At 62.5% G+C, this 16,791-nt stretch carries 16 protein-coding genes; 11 read left to right on the forward strand and 5 right to left on the reverse strand.

All coding sequences use genetic code 11. The annotated features are described in order from the left end of the window. The first annotated feature begins 67 nt into the window (after positions 1-67). The 8 genes from NCR40_RS05815 to NCR40_RS05850 all read left to right on the forward strand — a co-directional run bounded on the left by NCR40_RS05815 (position 68) and on the right by NCR40_RS05850 (position 7,665). Positions 68-955, forward strand: a complete 888-nt coding sequence (locus NCR40_RS05815; protein ID WP_250508953.1) for a LysR family transcriptional regulator — start codon at positions 68-70, stop codon at positions 953-955. A 168-nt stretch (positions 956-1,123) separates the two neighbouring features. Further along, on the forward strand, positions 1,124-1,894 hold the full coding sequence (locus NCR40_RS05820; RefSeq protein ID WP_250509002.1) for a sugar phosphate isomerase/epimerase family protein: 771 nt from the start codon (positions 1,124-1,126) through the stop codon (positions 1,892-1,894). Positions 1,895-1,908: 14 nt separating this feature from the next. After that, a complete protein-coding gene (locus NCR40_RS05825; protein ID WP_244827810.1) occupies positions 1,909-2,895 on the forward strand; it encodes a sugar kinase in 987 nt (328 codons plus the stop codon). 38 nt (positions 2,896-2,933) lie between these two features. Continuing rightward, positions 2,934-4,217: an MFS transporter gene (locus tag NCR40_RS05830; protein WP_250464560.1), complete on the forward strand. Its 1,284-nt coding sequence runs from the start codon at positions 2,934-2,936 to the stop codon at positions 4,215-4,217. Between the two features lie 106 nt (positions 4,218-4,323). Continuing rightward, positions 4,324-5,295 carry a 2-hydroxyacid dehydrogenase gene (locus NCR40_RS05835; protein ID WP_250508954.1) on the forward strand — a complete coding sequence of 324 codons (972 nt, stop codon included), beginning with the start codon at positions 4,324-4,326 and terminating at the stop codon, positions 5,293-5,295. A 118-nt stretch (positions 5,296-5,413) separates the two neighbouring features. Further along, positions 5,414-6,493, forward strand: a complete 1,080-nt coding sequence (locus NCR40_RS05840; protein WP_250464700.1) for a LacI family DNA-binding transcriptional regulator — start codon at positions 5,414-5,416, stop codon at positions 6,491-6,493. Continuing rightward, positions 6,494-7,285 carry a YhfC family intramembrane metalloprotease gene (locus NCR40_RS05845; RefSeq protein ID WP_250508955.1) on the forward strand — a complete coding sequence of 264 codons (792 nt, stop codon included), beginning with the start codon at positions 6,494-6,496 and terminating at the stop codon, positions 7,283-7,285. 14 nt (positions 7,286-7,299) lie between these two features. Continuing rightward, positions 7,300-7,665 carry a DUF3022 domain-containing protein gene (locus tag NCR40_RS05850; RefSeq protein WP_250464566.1) on the forward strand — a complete coding sequence of 122 codons (366 nt, stop codon included), beginning with the start codon at positions 7,300-7,302 and terminating at the stop codon, positions 7,663-7,665. A gap of 386 nt (positions 7,666-8,051) precedes the next feature. Here the strand turns inward: NCR40_RS05850 and NCR40_RS05855 are convergent, their stop codons facing one another. Both NCR40_RS05855 and NCR40_RS05860 read right to left on the reverse strand, forming a co-directional pair. Next, on the reverse strand, positions 8,052-8,480 hold the full coding sequence (locus NCR40_RS05855; RefSeq protein WP_250492444.1) for a PGDYG domain-containing protein: 429 nt from the start codon (positions 8,478-8,480) through the stop codon (positions 8,052-8,054). Between the two features lie 161 nt (positions 8,481-8,641). Continuing rightward, on the reverse strand, positions 8,642-9,160 hold the full coding sequence (locus NCR40_RS05860; RefSeq protein ID WP_250508956.1) for a Spy/CpxP family protein refolding chaperone: 519 nt from the start codon (positions 9,158-9,160) through the stop codon (positions 8,642-8,644). Positions 9,161-9,445: 285 nt separating this feature from the next. Between NCR40_RS05860 and NCR40_RS05865 the strand changes: the two genes are divergently transcribed. After that, complete coding sequence (locus NCR40_RS05865) at positions 9,446-9,901, forward strand: Lrp/AsnC family transcriptional regulator (RefSeq protein ID WP_250464575.1); 456 nt, start codon at positions 9,446-9,448, stop codon at positions 9,899-9,901. Positions 9,902-10,057: 156 nt separating this feature from the next. Further along, the gene (locus NCR40_RS05870) at positions 10,058-11,176 is read left to right on the forward strand and encodes a saccharopine dehydrogenase family protein (RefSeq protein ID WP_250508957.1); all 1,119 of its coding nucleotides are present in this window, start codon (positions 10,058-10,060) and stop codon (positions 11,174-11,176) included. 106 nt (positions 11,177-11,282) lie between these two features. Here the strand turns inward: NCR40_RS05870 and NCR40_RS05875 are convergent, their stop codons facing one another. Further along, entirely contained in the window at positions 11,283-12,596 is a 1,314-nt protein-coding gene (locus NCR40_RS05875; RefSeq protein WP_250508958.1) for a cation:proton antiporter, read from the reverse strand. Positions 12,597-12,841: 245 nt separating this feature from the next. Here NCR40_RS05875 and NCR40_RS05880 point away from each other — a divergent pair, with 245 nt between their 5' ends. Continuing rightward, positions 12,842-14,224: an FAD-containing oxidoreductase gene (locus NCR40_RS05880; RefSeq protein ID WP_250508959.1), complete on the forward strand. Its 1,383-nt coding sequence runs from the start codon at positions 12,842-12,844 to the stop codon at positions 14,222-14,224. Positions 14,225-14,227: 3 nt separating this feature from the next. Here the strand turns inward: NCR40_RS05880 and NCR40_RS05885 are convergent, their stop codons facing one another. Both NCR40_RS05885 and NCR40_RS05890 read right to left on the reverse strand, forming a co-directional pair. Further along, positions 14,228-15,469, reverse strand: coding sequence for an MFS transporter (locus NCR40_RS05885; RefSeq protein ID WP_244827821.1), 1,242 nt, complete (start codon positions 15,467-15,469; stop codon positions 14,228-14,230). Between the two features lie 76 nt (positions 15,470-15,545). Beyond that, positions 15,546-16,733, reverse strand: a complete 1,188-nt coding sequence (locus NCR40_RS05890; RefSeq protein WP_250508960.1) for a PRC-barrel domain-containing protein — start codon at positions 16,731-16,733, stop codon at positions 15,546-15,548. Positions 16,734-16,791 lie beyond the last annotated feature (58 nt).

Consider the following 16,791-nt stretch of genomic DNA (forward strand, 5'->3'; position numbering starts at 1 on the left):
ACTCATATGCATATGAAAAATCGTGATTTAGGATGCAATGTATCGGTTGATCTGATAGTTTGGCGAGATGACCCCGGATCAGCTGATAACTTTCGCTATCGTTGCCGAGCACGGCAACATCAGCCGCGCGGCTGTTGCGTTGCATTTGTCGCAGCCTGCCGTGTCGGGGCAGCTTCGGCTTTTGCAGGACGAATTCGGCGAATCGCTCTATTTGCGCGACGGCCGGGGCGTTCGCCTGACCGCAGCCGGCAAACAGCTGCTCGTCCACGCGGAGCGTGTGCGCGAGAGCTTCCGGCAAGCACACGCGCTGCGGGACGCGTTGCGCGGGCTCGAGCGCGGCACATTGCGTATCGGTGCGAGCACGACGCCCGCGAGCTACCTGCTGCCTTATCTGATCGCCGCATTCCACAAGCGCTATCCCGACGTGACGCTGACGACCATCGACGGGAACACGGCGGAAATCGTCGCTGCGCTAGGTTCGCTCGATATCGCGCTCATCGAAGGCCAGCCAAGTGGCGAGTTGCCGTCGGGCACTACGGTGACTGCCTGGCGCGACGACGAGATCGTGGCTATCGTTCCGCGCGGTCATCCGCTCACTGAAAGACAAAACGCCACGTTGGATGAAATCGGCGGCTATCCGCTCGTGCTGCGCGAAAGCGGCTCGGGCGTGCGGCAGATCGTCGAGCGCGCGTTCGCCCAGGGCAAGGTGGCCGTGCGCGTCGCGCTCGAAATCGCGGGCGTCGAGGGCGTCAAGGAAGCGGTGCGGGCGGGCATGGGTATCGGCTTCGTCTCGGCAATGTCGATCCGGCATGAGGACGGCATGCTGCAACGCGTACACGTCGGCCCGGCGCCGCTCACGCGCCGCTTTTCAATCCTGTTTCCTCATGCCGACACGCCTTCGCGTGTCGCCGCGCGCTTTCTCGAACTTTGCCAGGACGCCTCGATTCTCGGCTAGGGAATTCCACTATGGCGCAACGCGCACCGCCAAGAGCACTATTCGTCTTCATTGGGGCGCCGCGGCGTCCTTTTCAAACAGCAGTAATGGAACCGGTTCCAACCACTAGTTTTTGTCAGTTTTCAATGGAAAAGAGGCGTGATTTCATCTGATGTTTCAAAAATCGGCATGCGCCCGGATGTCGTCGTAGTCGCCAGCGCCTTCGGCTTGGACACGGTTCGCACCGATGGTCACGCGGTGTGCGCCGAAGCCGCCGCGCGCGCTGGCGCCCAGGGTTTCGAAGTGCGCCGCGAACTTTTCGCCGACGAATCCGATGCCAGTTTCGACGCGCTCTCGCGTCTCGGCGCGCGCATCCGCGCACTCGGTTTGTGGGCCGTCCACTCGACGCCCGCAACCTTGTTTCGCGACGATGGCGCTCTCGATGACAGTGCGCTCGCCCAGGCCATCGGCGAGGCACATGCGCTGGGCGCGCGCATCGTGAAGCTGCAATTGGGCGGCACGGAACGCGGCGTTGCGACCGATGCGGCAACGCTCGATCGGTTGCTGAACGCGGTGGCGTCGTCACCGGCGCGGGTGGTCGCCGAAAACGGCCAGTTGAAGGCGGGCGGCACGATCGGCGCGTTCGAGGCGTTGTTCGCGGCTTTGCCCGCGCAGGCGCAAAACGGGCTTGCGATGACCTTCGACACTGGCAACTGGCGCTGGCCGGATCAAGACCCGCTCGATGCCGCCGTGCGTCTCGCGCCGCACGTGGCCTATATCCATTGCAAGGCAGTGACAGGCGAGGGCGCGCGACGTTTCGCCATAGCCCCGTCGCAAGACGATGCGCACTTCGCCGCGCTCCTCGCGCAATTGCCGCGTGACGTGCCGCGCGGAATCGAATATCCCTTTCTCGACGCCGATGACGCCGCCGTTCAGGTCGCGCGTATCGCGGCATTTTGAATACAAGGTACCGCATGCAATCACAACGAAACGCCCTCGACATCGTTACGTACGGCGAGGCGATGACCATGTTCGTCGCCGCCGAAACCGGCGATCTGGCAAAGGTCGGCCAGTTCACCAAACGCGTCGCGGGCGCGGATCTGAACGTGGCTATCGGGTTGTCGCGGCTCGGCTTCAAGGTGGGCTGGATGAGCCGTGTCGGGCGAGATTCCTTCGGTCAATACGTGCTCGATGTGCTCGCGGCCGAAGGCATCGATGCGCGCCGCGTGAGTATCGACGAGCGCTATCCGACCGGCTTCCAGTTGAAGGGCAAGTGCGACGACGGCAGCGATCCGGCAGTCGAATACTTCCGCAAGGGCTCGGCCGCAAGCCATCTTTCGCTTGACGATTACGCCGCTGATTACGTGCTCAACGCGCGGCATCTGCACCTGACGGGCGTGGCGCCAGCCATTTCCGCGAGTTCGCGTGAACTGGCTTTCCACATGGCCCGCGAAATGCGTGCAGCAGGCAAGACTATTTCCTTCGATCCGAATTTGCGTCCGACACTCTGGCCGTCGCGCGACGCAATGGCGCAATCGCTCAACGCGCTCGCGGCGCTTGCCGACTGGGTGCTGCCGGGCGTGAGCGAAGGGTTGACGCTGACGGGCTACGAGAAACCCGAGGACATCGCGAAGTTTTATCTCGATCAGGGCGCGAAGGGCGTGGTCGTGAAACTAGGCGCATACGGCGCGTATTTCCGCACCGTCGATGGCGATGCCGGCATCGTGCCCGCGGTGCCCGTCGCGAAGGTCGTGGATACCGTCGGCGCGGGCGATGGCTTCGCGGTCGGCGTTGTAAGCGCGCTGCTCGAAGGCCGCGACGTGCGGCATGCAATCGCGCGCGGCAACCGCATCGGCGCCCTGGCGATTCAGGTGATCGGCGACAGCGAGGGCCTGCCCACGCGCGCCGCGCTCGACGTGCTCGAAGCGCAGGATGTGGGCGCTGCCCTCGACGCCGCGTGATCCTCAGAGACTCAATCGAACTGTGTTCGGAGACAACCATGCAAGCATCTTCAACCCCGACTCTCGCCGTGCGCCGCTGGTGGATGATCATGCCGATCGTCTTCATCACGTATAGCCTTGCGTATCTGGATCGCGCGAACTATGGCTTTGCGTCGGCGGCGGGCATCAATCAGGATCTGGGCATCAGCAAGGGACTGTCGTCGCTGATCGGCGCGTTGTTCTTTCTCGGCTACTTCTTCTTTCAGATTCCGGGCGCGATCTACGCCGAACGCCGCAGCGTGAAGAAGCTCGTCTTCTGGAGCCTGATTTTATGGGGCGGTTGCGCCGCGCTGACGGGCATGGTGAGCAACATACCGTCGCTGATGGCGATCCGCTTCGTGCTCGGTGTCGTCGAAGCGGCGGTGATGCCCGCGATGCTCGTCTTCATCGCGAACTGGTTCACCAAGTCGGAGCGTTCACGCGCGAATACGTTTCTGATTCTCGGCAATCCGGTGACAGTGCTGTGGATGTCGGTCGTCTCGGGCTATCTCGTGAATTCGTTCGGCTGGCGGCACATGTTTATCGCCGAAGGTTTGCCTGCGGTGGTGTGGGCGGTGATCTGGTGGTTCATCGTGAAGGACAAACCCGCGCAGGTGACGTGGCTCACGGACGCGGAAAAGCGCGATCTCGATGCCACCTTGCGCGCCGAGCAAGCGGCGATCAAGCCGGTGAAGAACTATGGCGAGGCATTCAAGTCTCCCGCTGTCATCAAGCTGTGCGCGCAATACTTCTGCTGGAGCATCGGCGTGTATGGCTTCGTGCTCTGGCTGCCGTCCATCCTCAAGAGCGGCTCCACGCTCGGCATGGTCGAGACGGGCTGGCTTTCCGCAGTGCCTTATCTCGCCGCGACCATCGCCATGCTGCTCGCTTCCTGGGCCTCCGACAAACTGCAGGCGCGCAAGGCCTTCGTATGGCCATTCCTGCTGATCGGCGCGGTGGCGTTCGCGGGTTCGTATCTGCTTGGATCCAACCACTTCTGGGCTTCGTACGTCTTGCTCGTGATTGCGGGCGCGGCGATGTACGCGCCTTATGGGCCGTTCTTCGCGATCGTGCCTGAACTGCTGCCGAAGAACGTCGCGGGCGGTGCCATGGCGCTCATCAACAGCATGGGCGCGCTCGGTTCGTTCGTGGGTTCCTATGTCGTCGGATACCTGAACGGGGCCACTGGATCGCCGGCTGCGTCATACGTCTTCATGAGCGCGGCCTTGCTCGTGGCCGTGGCGTTGACGCTGGCCGTGAAGCCGCCAGCGGTGGTGAGTCCGCGCGTCGCCGTGGGGTCGTGATGTCCAGAGCTCCAGAGCGCTGCCGCTGTCTATGCTTTAATGGAAAGCACGAACGCAGCGGCCGTCATCCACTCTTACCATGAGCCTGCAAAGGCCTGAAAACTCCATGAGCCGAAAGAAAATCGTAGCCTACAAGTCTCTGCCATCCGATGTCGAAGCGTACCTTCGCGAGCATGCGGATGTCGTACATGTCGATCCGGCCGATCATGATGCATTCGTGGCGGCGCTCAAGGATGCCGACGGCGCCATCGGTGCGAGCGCGAAGATCACGCCCGCGATGATCGAAGGCGCGACGCGTTTGAAGGCGCTTTCGACGGTCTCGGTAGGCTTCGATGCATTCGATGTCGACGACCTGACCAAACGCGGCATCGTGCTCACGCATACGCCTGACGTGCTCACCGAATCGACCGCGGATACGGTCTTCGCATTGATCCTCGCCAGCGCGCGCCGCGTGGTGGAACTCGCGGAATGGGTCAAGGAAGGGAACTGGAAAGCGAGCCTGGGCGAAGAAGGTTTTGGCGTGGATGTGCAGGGCAAGACGCTTGGTATCGTGGGGCTCGGTCGCATTGGTGGCGCGGTGGCAAGACGCGCGTCGCTGGGCTTTCGCATGAACGTGCTTTACACGAATCGCAGTTCCAACGAGCAAGCAGAGAAGGACTACGGCGCGAAGCGTGTCGAACTCGACGACCTCCTTGCGCAATCCGACTTCGTGCTTCTGCAAGTGCCGCTCACGGCTCAGACGCGTCATATCATCGGCGCGGCGCAGCTCAAGAAAATGAAGAAAAGCGCAATTCTCATCAACGCATCACGCGGACCGACCGTCGATGAAGCGGCGCTCATCGAAGCTCTCAAAGACGGCACGATTCGCGCGGCAGGCCTCGACGTGTTCGACAAGGAACCGCTGCCCGTCGATTCGCCCTTGCTCAAGCTGAAGAACGTCGTCGCGTTGCCGCACATCGGCTCGGCCACGCATGAAACGCGTCACGCGATGAACCTCAACGCCGCCGAGAACCTCATCGGCGCGCTCGATGGCACGCTCACGCAGAACATCGTGAATCGCGAAGTCCTCGAGCGCTGAACGCGGATCGGATCGACGGGCAGCCACGATGCGCTAACATGCGCATGCCGAGGCCAACGACAACGATGTCGATACCGCTCGCCCGATGTCGGGCGTTCGTCAAGCCATCACGACCACCATGTCCGACGATCCCACTTCAAGCAACCGGCCGCGCGTTTTCGGGGCGCGCCGCGCGACCATCACCGATGTCGCGCGCGAAGCCGGCACCGGCAAGACCAGCATCTCGCGTTATCTGAACGGCGAGACGGGCGTGTTGTCGCCCGATTTGCGCGAGCGTATCGAGGCGGCTATCGCGCGGCTGGACTATCGACCGAATCAGATGGCGCGCGGCCTGAAGCGCGGGCGCAATCGACTGATCGGCATGTTGCTCGCCGACCTGACCAATCCGTACTCCGTCGAAGTGCTGCAAGGCGTGGAAGCCGCGTGCCATGCGCTTAACTACATGCCGCTCATCTGCCACGCGGCCAATGAAGTCGACATGGAGCGGCGTTATCTGCAATTGCTTACGACGTATCGCGTCGAAGGCGTGATCGTGAATGCGCTCGGCGTGAAGGAAGCGTTGTTGCAAGGCTTCACGCAAGGCGGTATTCCGGTCGTGCTGGTCGATCGTTCGGTGGAAGGCATCGTCACCGATATGGTCGGGCTCGACAATCCGGCGGCCGTTGCACTGGCAACCGGACATCTCATCGATGAAGGCTTCGACGAATTGCTCTTCATCGTGCAGCCCGTCACGCATGTCAGTTCGCGGCGTTTGCGCGAGGCCGCGTTTCGCGAAAGCGTGAGCGCGCGTGCTGCAAACGGCGCGACGCTCGTGATCGATCTCGCCGATGCGGCATCCACGCTCGAAGAAATCGATCGGCGCATCGAAGGTGCGCGCGCGGCGAACCGGCGCGTCGCGTTGTTCGCGGCGAACGGTCCTGTGGCTTTGCGCGTCGCGGTGCATCTCAAGGAACGATACGGCGCGGACTGGCAAGCGGGCGTCGCGCTGATGTCCATCGACGATTCCGAATGGGCGCAACTCGCCGGCATGACGACGGTGCGGCAGCCGACTTACGATATCGGCCGACGCGCGGTGGAGTTTCTTCATGAGCGGCTCGGCGGCGCGGTCATGCCGCCACGCGAATGTCTGTTGCCGGGAGAACTCGTCGTGCGCGCATCGACGACGAGAGCAAGACACGAAGCATCACAAGGAACCTGAATGGTCAGTCTAACGACGTTGCTGTGCGTGGGGTTCGCCACGCTCATCATCGCTGCATTGCCGGTTGTGTTGTATAAGCTCGCGAGGCCGCGTTTTCAGCTCGTGCCGCGCGAGGCGATACTCGGCATTGCCGTGTTTGCGCTTTTCGCCATGGTGATCGAGCGCGCGCTACATGGCTTCATGCTGGGCAATCCGGCCACGTCCGCGTGGTTGATGAATCCCGCGGTCTTCGTGGTCTATGGCGCCATCACTGCGGGCCTGTGCGAGGAAGTGGGCCGCTTCCTGGCGATGAAGTGGATCATCTCGCGCGAGCCCGGCGCGCTCGATCGTCCCGGTCCGGCGCTCGGTTACGGCATCGGACATGGTGGCGCGGAGGCGTGGATCGTCGGCGTGCTCGTACAGGCGCAATGGATCGTGTATGCGATCCTGGCCAACAACGGTACGCTCGATGCGCATTTCGAAAGCGCGCCGCTCGATGCAGTAGCGCGTATTCACTTGGTGCTGATGAGTCTCTCGCCTGTGTCGGCGGCTATCTTCGTGGTCGAGCGGGCGAGTGCGTTTGCCTTCCAACTCGGCTTCTCGGCACTGATGTGGCAGATGCTGCGCGAACGGTCGCGTCATGCGCTTGGCGTGCTGATTGCGGCCCACGCGCTCGTCGGCATGCCGGCCGCGCTCTTTCAAGCGCGCCTGATTCCGCTCGCCGCCGCCGATGCCGTGTATCTCGTGCTCGGCGTGATCGTCACCGTGGCGCTCGTGCGCTACTATCGCGCCGCAGTCACGCGCCAATCCTGATTCATCGAGTATCCATGGACGACTACCAATACGACTGCCCGAGCGCGGACATCGACATGCTTGCGCATGTCATCAGCGATCTCTTCCCCGAGCAGACGCAATTCGCCGAACGCCTCGACGACGAAGGCCGTACCTCGCTGACGATTCATTACATCGCGATGCGTTTCGGTTCGACGGCGCGGCGCATTGCCATCGACGTGCGTTTCGATGCTGCCGCGCTGGCACGATATCGAGCCATGCCGGTGAGGATGCATGCTCGAAGCTATGCAGTGTTACGTGCCTATGTGGAGGCGACGCTGGGTTCGCTGGAAGAAGCATACGCGAATGGCGAGGCGGTCCCGCGGCAGCTTGAAATCGAGATGGGAGAGGATTTCGCGTGAAGGGGCAGGTTGTATTCTGTATGCCGACAGGTTGCGTTTTGTATTCGAGATTTGAGCGAGGTGGGGCGGAACGGGTGATCGATTCAGATGCGAGTTGGCTGTTCGCTTTCGCATCTTGCACTCGGATGTGCGTGCGCTATGCGGCTGTCCGCGTCGGATGCGGCTGTCTGAATTCTGTATGCCACGCCTTGGCATTTCGCATTCGAAGTCTGCGTGGATTTATTGAACCTGGTTGAGGCTGTCTTCGGCATACGTGCGATTTGAATTCCGCATGCCACGCTTCTGCACTTCGCATTCGAATTCCGCGTGATCTGCACGCTCGTTGAGGCCATCCCCGTCAAACGCAGCAACTTGCATGCTGCGTGCCGCGTCCCTGCATAGCGCCTTCAAACTTCGCGATAAACCTTGGCGAAGCGTGCCGCCTTCACGACGCCATAGTCGCCCGGCGCATACTGCATGACCCAATCGCCCGCGTCGCCGGTGAGCACGTCGCCATCGTCTGACCGCGCGATGGAAAAAGGCTCATGCATCTCCCGCGCAAGAACCACGCTCGGCTTGTTGCGGTAGGTTCCAGCCTCGCCATGCGCGATGCCGCCTTCCGGCACGTACTTGGGATCGAACCGGTCACGCGACACGACCCAGCGTTCACCCGTCGCGCCAGTGACGATAGCGTCATCGGGCGCATAGCGATTCGGGCCTTCCAGGCTCATCAACTCGCCCGGCGCAGCGGCGAATTCCACGGTCACGGCTTCGTCCTTGACGACGCGGCGCGCGGCAGCATCTGTTGTGAGATCGAGGCGGGATAGATGGAGCATGATTAGTCGGCCAATGCGGTTGCGGTGCGGGATCGTAACGGCAATCGGATGATTTTGCATCCAGAATACGAAAAACCCGCTTCGTTCGCCATGATGACGCCCGATGCGGGTTTTGGCAAAGCCGCCGAATGCCAAGCATTCAAGCGCTTACGCGCTGCGGCTTAAGGCTTCGTCGTCGATGCCGGTTGTGCTGCGCCCGCGTGCGACGGATGACGAGCGCGTGCATTCTTTGCGCGATCATGATGCTCTTGACGGAAGCTCGTATCGGCAAGCTTCTTCTGCTCCGGCGAAAGGCTTGCGTAAAGCGGCTCGAAAGCCTCAACCAGACGTTTTGTGCCGTCTGCATTGGCCTGCGTGATCTGCTCGTATTGCTTCATGTCATCGAGCGCGGACATGGTGTCGCGTTGTGCAACGCGTTGGCGGTATAGATCGCCCACCGTGTGCGCGTTGTCGCGCATCACGTCGGCGAACTTCGACCACTGATCTTCCTGCTGCGATGTGATCTTGAGGCTTGCATGCAATTGGGCGATACGTTCTTCCACGCGAGCTTCGCGCTTCGTGGCGCCGGGCGCCGATGCCGCCGTCGTGGCGGAGGCAGATGCCGCGGAGGGCGCCGCAGTCTGTGCGAACGCGGCGCTAAGCATGCAAGATGCGGCCAGTGCTACGAATGTTTTTTTCATTCTGAAACCTTAGTCGAAGTAAGAGAAAGCGCGCTTGCTGGTTGATCTCAGTCAAGGCAGAAACGTCGTCGGCGGTTATTAGTAACACGCCCGCCTGACAATTCGCCTCGATTGCCACAACTGCTTACATCCGATACTTCTCTGGAAAATTCCGTCAAGGAAGCTCAAGCAAGATCGGGCGGTGACGTCGGCGATAATCCTGCTTGCGGCCGATTGCATACCGCATGCGGTACACAAAACGCATAACGCAATACAAACGCCAAACATCACAGCGAGAAGGACGACATGAGACCCCCGCGCCTCGACCAGCTCGACGACATCGACCGTAACCTCGTCGCGCTATTGCAGACGAACGCGCGTGAAAGCGTTGCCGATCTCGCGCGTCAGCTGGGCGTGGCGCGCACCACAGTCATCGCGCGCATGGCGCGGCTCGAAAAGAACAACGTGATAGCGGGCTACGGCGTACGGCTAGGCCAGGACGTGCTCGACGCCAGTATTCAGGCTTACGTCGGCATCAAGCTCGCGCCAAAGTTCGGCCGCGACGTGCAGAAACGCTTCGCGCGCATGCCGGAGATGCAACTGCTTTGCGCGGTAAGCGGCGAGTTCGATTACGTCGCTTGGTTGCGTGCGGACTCGCCCGATCGCCTGAACGACTTGCTCGATGAAATCGGCGCACTGGAAGGTGTGGAACGCACCACCACCTCGATCATTCTGGCGCGCAAGATCGACCGTTCGAGTTAGGACGATACAAAACGCAGCGATACATCGTCAAAACGTCGAAAATTATCGTCGATACGCATCATTTTGCGTCTAGGATCAATATTCGTCGGTCCCTAAACTGTATTCAGCATGCCTTCCCAGGCGATACAAAATGCAAAATACACTAGGAGAACAACGATGAAAATAGCGTTAGTCGGCGCCGGATTGATCGGCAAGAGCATCGCCCACTTGCTTCGTGACACAGGAGACTTCGAAGTCGTTGCATTCGATCGCGACGAACAGGCGCTCACCGCGCTCGAAGCGGAGGGAATCGCGACTCGCCGCGTCGATTCCGCCGAGACGCCCGCGCTGCGTCAGGCGCTCCACGGCTTCGACGCACTCGTCAACGCCTTGCCGTATTACCTTGCCATCAGCGTTGCATCGGCGGCCAAGGCGGCGGGCGTCCATTATTTCGATCTGACCGAGGACGTGCGCGCAACGCATGCAATTCGCGCCATCGCGGAGGGTTCGGACGTGGCCTTCATGCCGCAGTGCGGGCTCGCGCCGGGTTTCATCGGCATCGTCGCGCATGATCTGGCCGAGCGGCTCGATAACGTGCGCGAAGTGAAAATGCGCGTCGGTGCGCTGCCCGAGTTTCCGACCAATGCGCTCAAATACAACCTGACATGGAGCATCGACGGACTCATCAACGAGTACTGTCAGCCATGCGAAGCGATCCGCGATGGCCGCACGCAATGGGTCCAGCCGCTCGAAGGCGTCGAACATTTTTCGCTGGATGGCATCGAGTACGAGGCCTTCAATACTTCGGGCGGGCTCGGCACGTTATGCGAGACGCTGGCGGGCAAGGTGGAATCGCTCGACTACAAGTCGGTTCGATACCCCGGCCATCGCGATCTGATGAAGTTCCTCCTCGACGATCTGCGCATGTCGACCGATCGCGACGGTCTCAAGGCAATGCTCAAGCGCGCGGTGCCATCGACTTCGCAGGACGTGGTGCTGATCTTCGTCACGGTAACGGGCATGCGCGGCGGCCCATCGGGACAACTCGTGCAGAACGTCTTCACGCGCAAGGTCTTTGCCAAGGAAGTCGGCGGCATGCCGATGAGCGCAATCCAGATCACGACGGCGGGCGCCATCTGTGCCGAGCTCGATCTGTTCCGCGAAGGCGTGCTGCCGCAAAGCGGGTTCGTGCGTCAGGAACAGGTGCCGCTCGCGGCGTTTTTGAATAACCGTTTTGGAAAGCTCTATCAAGGCGCGAATATGGTTTCGAGCGCGCCGCGGATGGCGACGCTCTGAACCAGCCACTTCAGATACGCCTCGTCGGTCTGCGAGGCAATAGCGGACATGAGAGCGGACATGAAGACAGCGCCACTTCGGCATTTTGCATGCACGCTGCCACACCTCAAGCCTGATCGATTACACGCTGATACCGCTTCATCAAGGGCGTCGCCGTGACGCCATGAATGATCACCGACGCCACGATCACCGCGATGACAAGCGGAACGAGCGGCTTGGCCACGTCCTTCGGCGCCTGCTCGATTGCATACAAGAGATAGTAGAACGAGCCGACACCGCGTATGCCGAACCAGCTCATCAGCCGCCGTTGCGCGCCATGTGCGCCCGATCCGATGAGCGATGCCTCCACCGACAGCGGCCGCGCCACGAAGAACAAGCAGCCGATCAGCAAGGCCGCTTGCCACGTGAATAGCTCACGCCAGATAGTGGCGAGCACGGCGCCGACCATCAGCATGATCGCGACTTCGGCGATACGTTCCAGTTCGATCGTGAAGCCATGCACGCGCTCGGCCATGAAGGCGTGCGCGCGGGCCGGATCGGATGCAGTGGCGCCGACATCGTCGGCGTCGATCGTGCCGACCGCTTCGCGCGCGGACTTGTCGCCGCTCGCTTTCTGTTCTACGCGTCGCATGGCGAGTCCCGCCGCGAATACGGCGAGAAACGCATACGTGTGCAGCAATTCGGCCACGCCATACGACAAGGCGATCAGTCCTAGCGCATAAAAACCTTCCGGACCGAGCGCCTGTCCGTGGCGCGTGCGCAGATAAGCCACGAGCCGCACAGCCAGTTCCCCGAGGAACCAGCCGCTGCCGAGCGCGCCGGCAATGCCCCACAAAGCCTGCAACGCGAAGCTCCAATGCAGCACCGCTGCAGGCGACGCTTCGAAACGGCATACCGCGATGCCGAGCAGCGCGAAGGGCAACGCGATGCCATCGTTCAGTCCGCCTTCGCCCGTCAGCGAAAAGCGCAACAAGTCGATGTCGCCAGGCTTTTCGACCTGGACATCATGAGCGAGGACAGGGTCCGTCGGCGCGAGCATCGCGGCGAGCAGCAGCGAAGGCCCCCAGCTGAAGCCGAGTACATACACGCAAAAGACGGTGAGCAGGGCGACGGTCAAGACCATCGCGACCACGCCGAGCCGTAGCGGCAGTATCCAGATGCGGTCCGTGGGCGGCACGCGCAGACGCAAACCGATGGCAAAGAGCGACGCGAGCATCGCGACTTCGGTGATGCGTCGCAAAATCGTGGCATCGGTCGCGAGATCGAAATGCAGCATGTTCGCCGCGCCCGGCCCCAGCACGAAGCCAATGGCGAGGTAGCACATCGCGGTGCTGATCGGCAAATGCCGGAATGTCGAACTGGCGAGCCCCATGAAAATGAGCACGCCGCCGACGATGAGAAACCACATCGTCTCGGTCATGGAAGCCCTGTTCGATTGTTTCGAGGATGGCGGGGAGCCGTCTGGATCCTCGTTTGCATTCTGCATGCAGGATCAATGCAAGCGGCTGAGAAGACAACAGCAAGCACGTCACATGCCCATGCTTGCAGCAAACCTGCTTGGGCCCGACGATCCGCGTAATATTGGCTGGCTAATTTGCGTTTTGCATGCTGTATCCATTTGGTTCGGCGACACCGGTCCAGCGTGCGCATTTAGGAGATCAAGGCATGTCACAGCACTTCGATGCGGTCGTCGTCGGTACAGGTCAGGGCGGCTCGCCGCTCGCCGTGCGGCTGGCACAGAGCGGAAAACGAACCGCCGTGATCGAGCGGCATCTTTTTGGCGGCACGTGCGTGAATGTCGGCTGCACGCCGACCAAGACCTATGTGGCGAGCGCGCGCGCCGCGCATGTGGCGCGCACGGCGGCAAAGTACGGCGTGATCGTCGGCGGCGACGTGAAAGTGGACATGGCGCGCGTCAAGGCGCGCAAGGACGAGGTCATCGCCGGATCGCGCAATGGCATCGAGGCGTGGCTGCGCGGCACGCACGACATCACCGTATTCGACGGACACGGGCGCTTCACCGGTCCGCATGCGCTGCAAATCGAAGCCGCCGATGGCTCGAAGCAGGACATCGACGCGGACATGATCTTCATCAACACGGGCACGCGAGCGTCGGTGCCGAAGGTCGACGGGCTCGACGGCGTGCCCTATCTCACGAATTCATCGATTCTCGAACTCACCGAAGTGCCCGAGCATCTCGTCATCGTGGGCGGCAGTTATATCGCGCTCGAATTCGGGCAGATGTTCCGACGCTTCGGCAGCCGCGTCACGCTTCTGGTACGCGGCGAGCGCATCCTTGCGCGCGAAGACGAGGACGTCGCGCTTGCGATGCAGGACGTGCTCCAGCGCGAAGGCATCGAGTTTCGCTTCGGCACGGAACCGCGTCGCGTGGAAACGCAAAACGGCGGCGTGCGAATCGTCACCGAGGGCGAAACGATCGATGCCTCGCATCTGCTGTTCGCCACCGGCCGCACGCCGAACACGGACGATCTCGGTCTGGAACACGCTGGCATCGAGCCGGACAAGCACGGCATCATCGAAGTGGATGGGCAATTGCGTACGCGCGTCGAGGGCGTATGGGCGCTGGGCGACGTGAACGGACGCGGCGCGTTCACGCATACGTCGTGGAACGATTACGAGATTATCGCGGCCAACTTGCTGGATGGCGAAACGCGCAGCGTCGATACCCGCATCATGGCTTACGCCGTGTTCGTCGATCCGCCGTTCGCGCGCGTCGGCATGAGCGAGGCGGAGGTCAGGAAGGACGGGCGTGAGGCGCTCATCGCCACGATGCCGATGTCGCGCGTAGGCCGCGCGAAGGAACGCGGTGAAACGGATGGCTTCATGAAGGCGCTCGTCGATGCCCGCACCGAGCGGATTCTAGGCGCGCAGATCTACGGCATCGAAGGCGACGAGGTCATTCATACGTTCATCGACATCATGAATGCCGACGCTTCCTACAAGACGCTGCAGCGCGCCATGCACATTCATCCGACGGTGAGCGAACTGGTGCCGACGCTTCTCGGCATGCTCAAGCCATTGAAGTGACTATCAAACCTTGACGGATGGTTCGGCGGTGCCGGCCTCGGCTTTCTCCGCTCCGCGCGTCTCCGGCATCGCGAGCCAGACGAGCAAGACGGCGAGCGCGCCCGCAGCGGCGAGGCCGAAAAAGCTCATCGACGTGCCGAAGCGATCGGCGGCAAAGCCTGCGGCCGCGGTCGACAAGGTTGCTCCGACGCCCGCTGCCAGCCCGAAGAAGCCGATGGTCAGGTTGTAATGCCCGCGCCCGCCGGCGACATCGGCGGCGATGAGCGGCAGCATCACGCCGAAGACGGCCGCGCTGATGCCATCGAGCATCTGGACCGGCACGAGCAGATAAGGGCTGCTGACGCCGGCGAAGAGAATCGCGCGCAGGGGCAAGGCGCAAAATCCGATGATCAGAACCGGCCGGCGTCCCCAATGCTGCGCCTTGCGCCCGACCCACGGCGAGAGCGCCGCCACAATGAACTGCGGCACGATGATGCACGCCGCGATCACCAGTTGAACGTTGTCGCCCATGTGCGCGGTGACTTCGCCGGCGGCGAGATTCAGCATCGCCGCGTTCGAGAGATGGAACAGCACCACGCAAGCCGCGAAAATCAGCAGGCGCCGGTCTTTCAGAAGCTCGCGCAAGGACTCGCGCTCTTCGCCTTCCGGCGTCAGGTTCGGCTTGCCCGCAGGCATGCGCGGCACGACGGGCGGCGCATCGTAATGAATCATGCGCAAGGCGAAGATTGCCGGCAACGCGAGCGCCGCCGTGAGAAAGAACACCGAGCGCAAGGACAGATATTCTCCGAACGCGCCCATCAACGCGGCGGTCAGCGCGGAGCCTATGGACGCCCAGCGCGCGTTGCGGCCGAGCCGGTCGCCGAGATCGGCACGCGAGACGAGTGCGAGCGAAATCGCGGCCATCGCCGGGACCAGCATGCAGCTCGCGAAGCCGTGCAGCACTTCGGCGGCGAACACCGGAATGAAGGTCGGACTCGCCGCGAGCAACAACGCACTCGCGATGATCGCGACGATGGCCGAAAGCGCGGCGAACTTCTTGTTGCGCATGGCATCGACGAGCGCGCCCGCGGGCAGCTGGCTCGCCATCGCGCTGATGGTGCCGACCGACAGCATGAGGCCGATCTCACCCTGCGTCCATTTGTTGGCAGCGAGATAAGAGGCGATGAAAGGGCCGAAGCCCGTCTGCACGTTGGCGACGAAGAAGTTCAGCCAGTCGAGCGCGCGCAGACTTCGTGCAATTACCATGTTGTGATTCGGTTATCGATCTCGTGAATCTTCATGTGCGTCTTTTGCGTCTTTTGCGTCATGTGCGTCGTCTGCGTCATTTGTTCGGGCGCGCGCCGGACGATGCCGACGACTGCGCCGCCACGGACCCGGATGCGGTCGTGCCGGTGGACGAGTTCGAGGCCGGCGCGCCCGCCGATGCCGCAGCCGCCGGCGAAGAAACAGGCGCGGCGGGCGCGGCTACGACCGGCGAAACGATCTTGATCGGTTGCTCGGGCGAGTAGGTCGGCGAGGCCTTCAGTTGCGCTTCGGTGAAGTCCATCTGCAAGCTCGCTTGCTTGTTGCGCGTCACGACGTGCAGATCGCCCCAGTTCGCGGCCACATGGCGCTTGTCTTCCGCGAGCGAATTGCTCAGGTCGAGCACGAGCGCTTCTGGCTCGCCTTGCGAATCGACGAGCACGTCGACCACCCGTCCAATACGCGCGCCGGTCTTCTGGGTCACGGTCGAATCGACGAGTTGCAGGTAGCTCGGCGGCGCTTCCGCGACCGGTTGCGGCTTCGGCGCGGGGTCGGCGGGCTTGCCCTTGACGGCGGGCGCGGGCGGCACGAAGGTGATCGGCGCGGTCTTCGAGTTGGGCGCGAAGCGGAACGCGGTCCACGGGAAGTTGACTTTTCGGTCGCCTACGCCGAGGAAGCCGGCGAGGTTCACCATCATGAGCTTCGGCTTGGCGGCGGTATCGATATACAGGTCCACCGCGCGGCCCACGACCTTGCCATCGGCGCGCTGTACTTCGGCATCGAGCAGGCCGTGCAGCTGATCGTGCTGCAGGATACGCGTGGAGATGATCGGCGGGGGCGGAGGCGGCGGCTCGGGCGCCTCTTGCGGCTGCACGATCACCGGCTCCGGCGGCTTCGGTTTGACGATACGGCGTTTGGGCTTTGGCGCGGGCGCGGGCTTCGGCGTCGATGCGGGCTCGGGCACGGCGGCGACAGGCGCGGGTTCCTCGGGCTCGGTGCTCTCGGTTTCGTCCGGCGTCGGAATATACGAATGCTCGACGATGGGCGCGGGCGTCTGCACCGGCAAGAGTCCGCAGGCGGACAGGGCGAAGGCCGCGAAGATCACCGCCAGCGTTGCAAGCGGGAATCGCTCATGCCGCGCAGGGTGCCGCATCAGCGATGCGACAGCGCGCCAGGCGAGGCGCACAGCGAGCATCCCCGCTACGAGGCCGAGTGCGGCGAGGCCGGTCGTCGACGCATCGCTTCGATGCGAGAGTCCGCCTGTCATCACAAAAGCTCCATGGTTCCGTGTCACCTGTCGATCGGAGCGGGCACTGCGCGCCTCG

This window comes from Caballeronia sp. GACF4, from assembly GCF_023631025.1.
Classification (GTDB): domain Bacteria; phylum Pseudomonadota; class Gammaproteobacteria; order Burkholderiales; family Burkholderiaceae; genus Caballeronia.

Coding starts and splice junctions, on each gene's coding strand:
- NCR40_RS05815 (WP_250508953.1), top strand. CDS start 68: ATGACCCCGGATCAGCTGATAACTTTCGCTATCGTTGCCGAGCACGGC.
- NCR40_RS05820 (WP_250509002.1), top strand. CDS start 1,124: ATGCGCCCGGATGTCGTCGTAGTCGCCAGCGCCTTCGGCTTGGACACG.
- NCR40_RS05825 (WP_244827810.1), top strand. CDS start 1,909: ATGCAATCACAACGAAACGCCCTCGACATCGTTACGTACGGCGAGGCG.
- NCR40_RS05830 (WP_250464560.1), top strand. CDS start 2,934: ATGCAAGCATCTTCAACCCCGACTCTCGCCGTGCGCCGCTGGTGGATG.
- NCR40_RS05835 (WP_250508954.1), top strand. CDS start 4,324: ATGAGCCGAAAGAAAATCGTAGCCTACAAGTCTCTGCCATCCGATGTC.
- NCR40_RS05840 (WP_250464700.1), top strand. CDS start 5,414: ATGTCCGACGATCCCACTTCAAGCAACCGGCCGCGCGTTTTCGGGGCG.
- NCR40_RS05845 (WP_250508955.1), top strand. CDS start 6,494: ATGGTCAGTCTAACGACGTTGCTGTGCGTGGGGTTCGCCACGCTCATC.
- NCR40_RS05850 (WP_250464566.1), top strand. CDS start 7,300: ATGGACGACTACCAATACGACTGCCCGAGCGCGGACATCGACATGCTT.
- NCR40_RS05855 (WP_250492444.1), bottom strand. CDS start 8,480: ATGCTCCATCTATCCCGCCTCGATCTCACAACAGATGCTGCCGCGCGC.
- NCR40_RS05860 (WP_250508956.1), bottom strand. CDS start 9,160: ATGAAAAAAACATTCGTAGCACTGGCCGCATCTTGCATGCTTAGCGCC.
- NCR40_RS05865 (WP_250464575.1), top strand. CDS start 9,446: ATGAGACCCCCGCGCCTCGACCAGCTCGACGACATCGACCGTAACCTC.
- NCR40_RS05870 (WP_250508957.1), top strand. CDS start 10,058: ATGAAAATAGCGTTAGTCGGCGCCGGATTGATCGGCAAGAGCATCGCC.
- NCR40_RS05875 (WP_250508958.1), bottom strand. CDS start 12,596: ATGACCGAGACGATGTGGTTTCTCATCGTCGGCGGCGTGCTCATTTTC.
- NCR40_RS05880 (WP_250508959.1), top strand. CDS start 12,842: ATGTCACAGCACTTCGATGCGGTCGTCGTCGGTACAGGTCAGGGCGGC.
- NCR40_RS05885 (WP_244827821.1), bottom strand. CDS start 15,469: ATGGTAATTGCACGAAGTCTGCGCGCGCTCGACTGGCTGAACTTCTTC.
- NCR40_RS05890 (WP_250508960.1), bottom strand. CDS start 16,733: ATGACAGGCGGACTCTCGCATCGAAGCGATGCGTCGACGACCGGCCTC.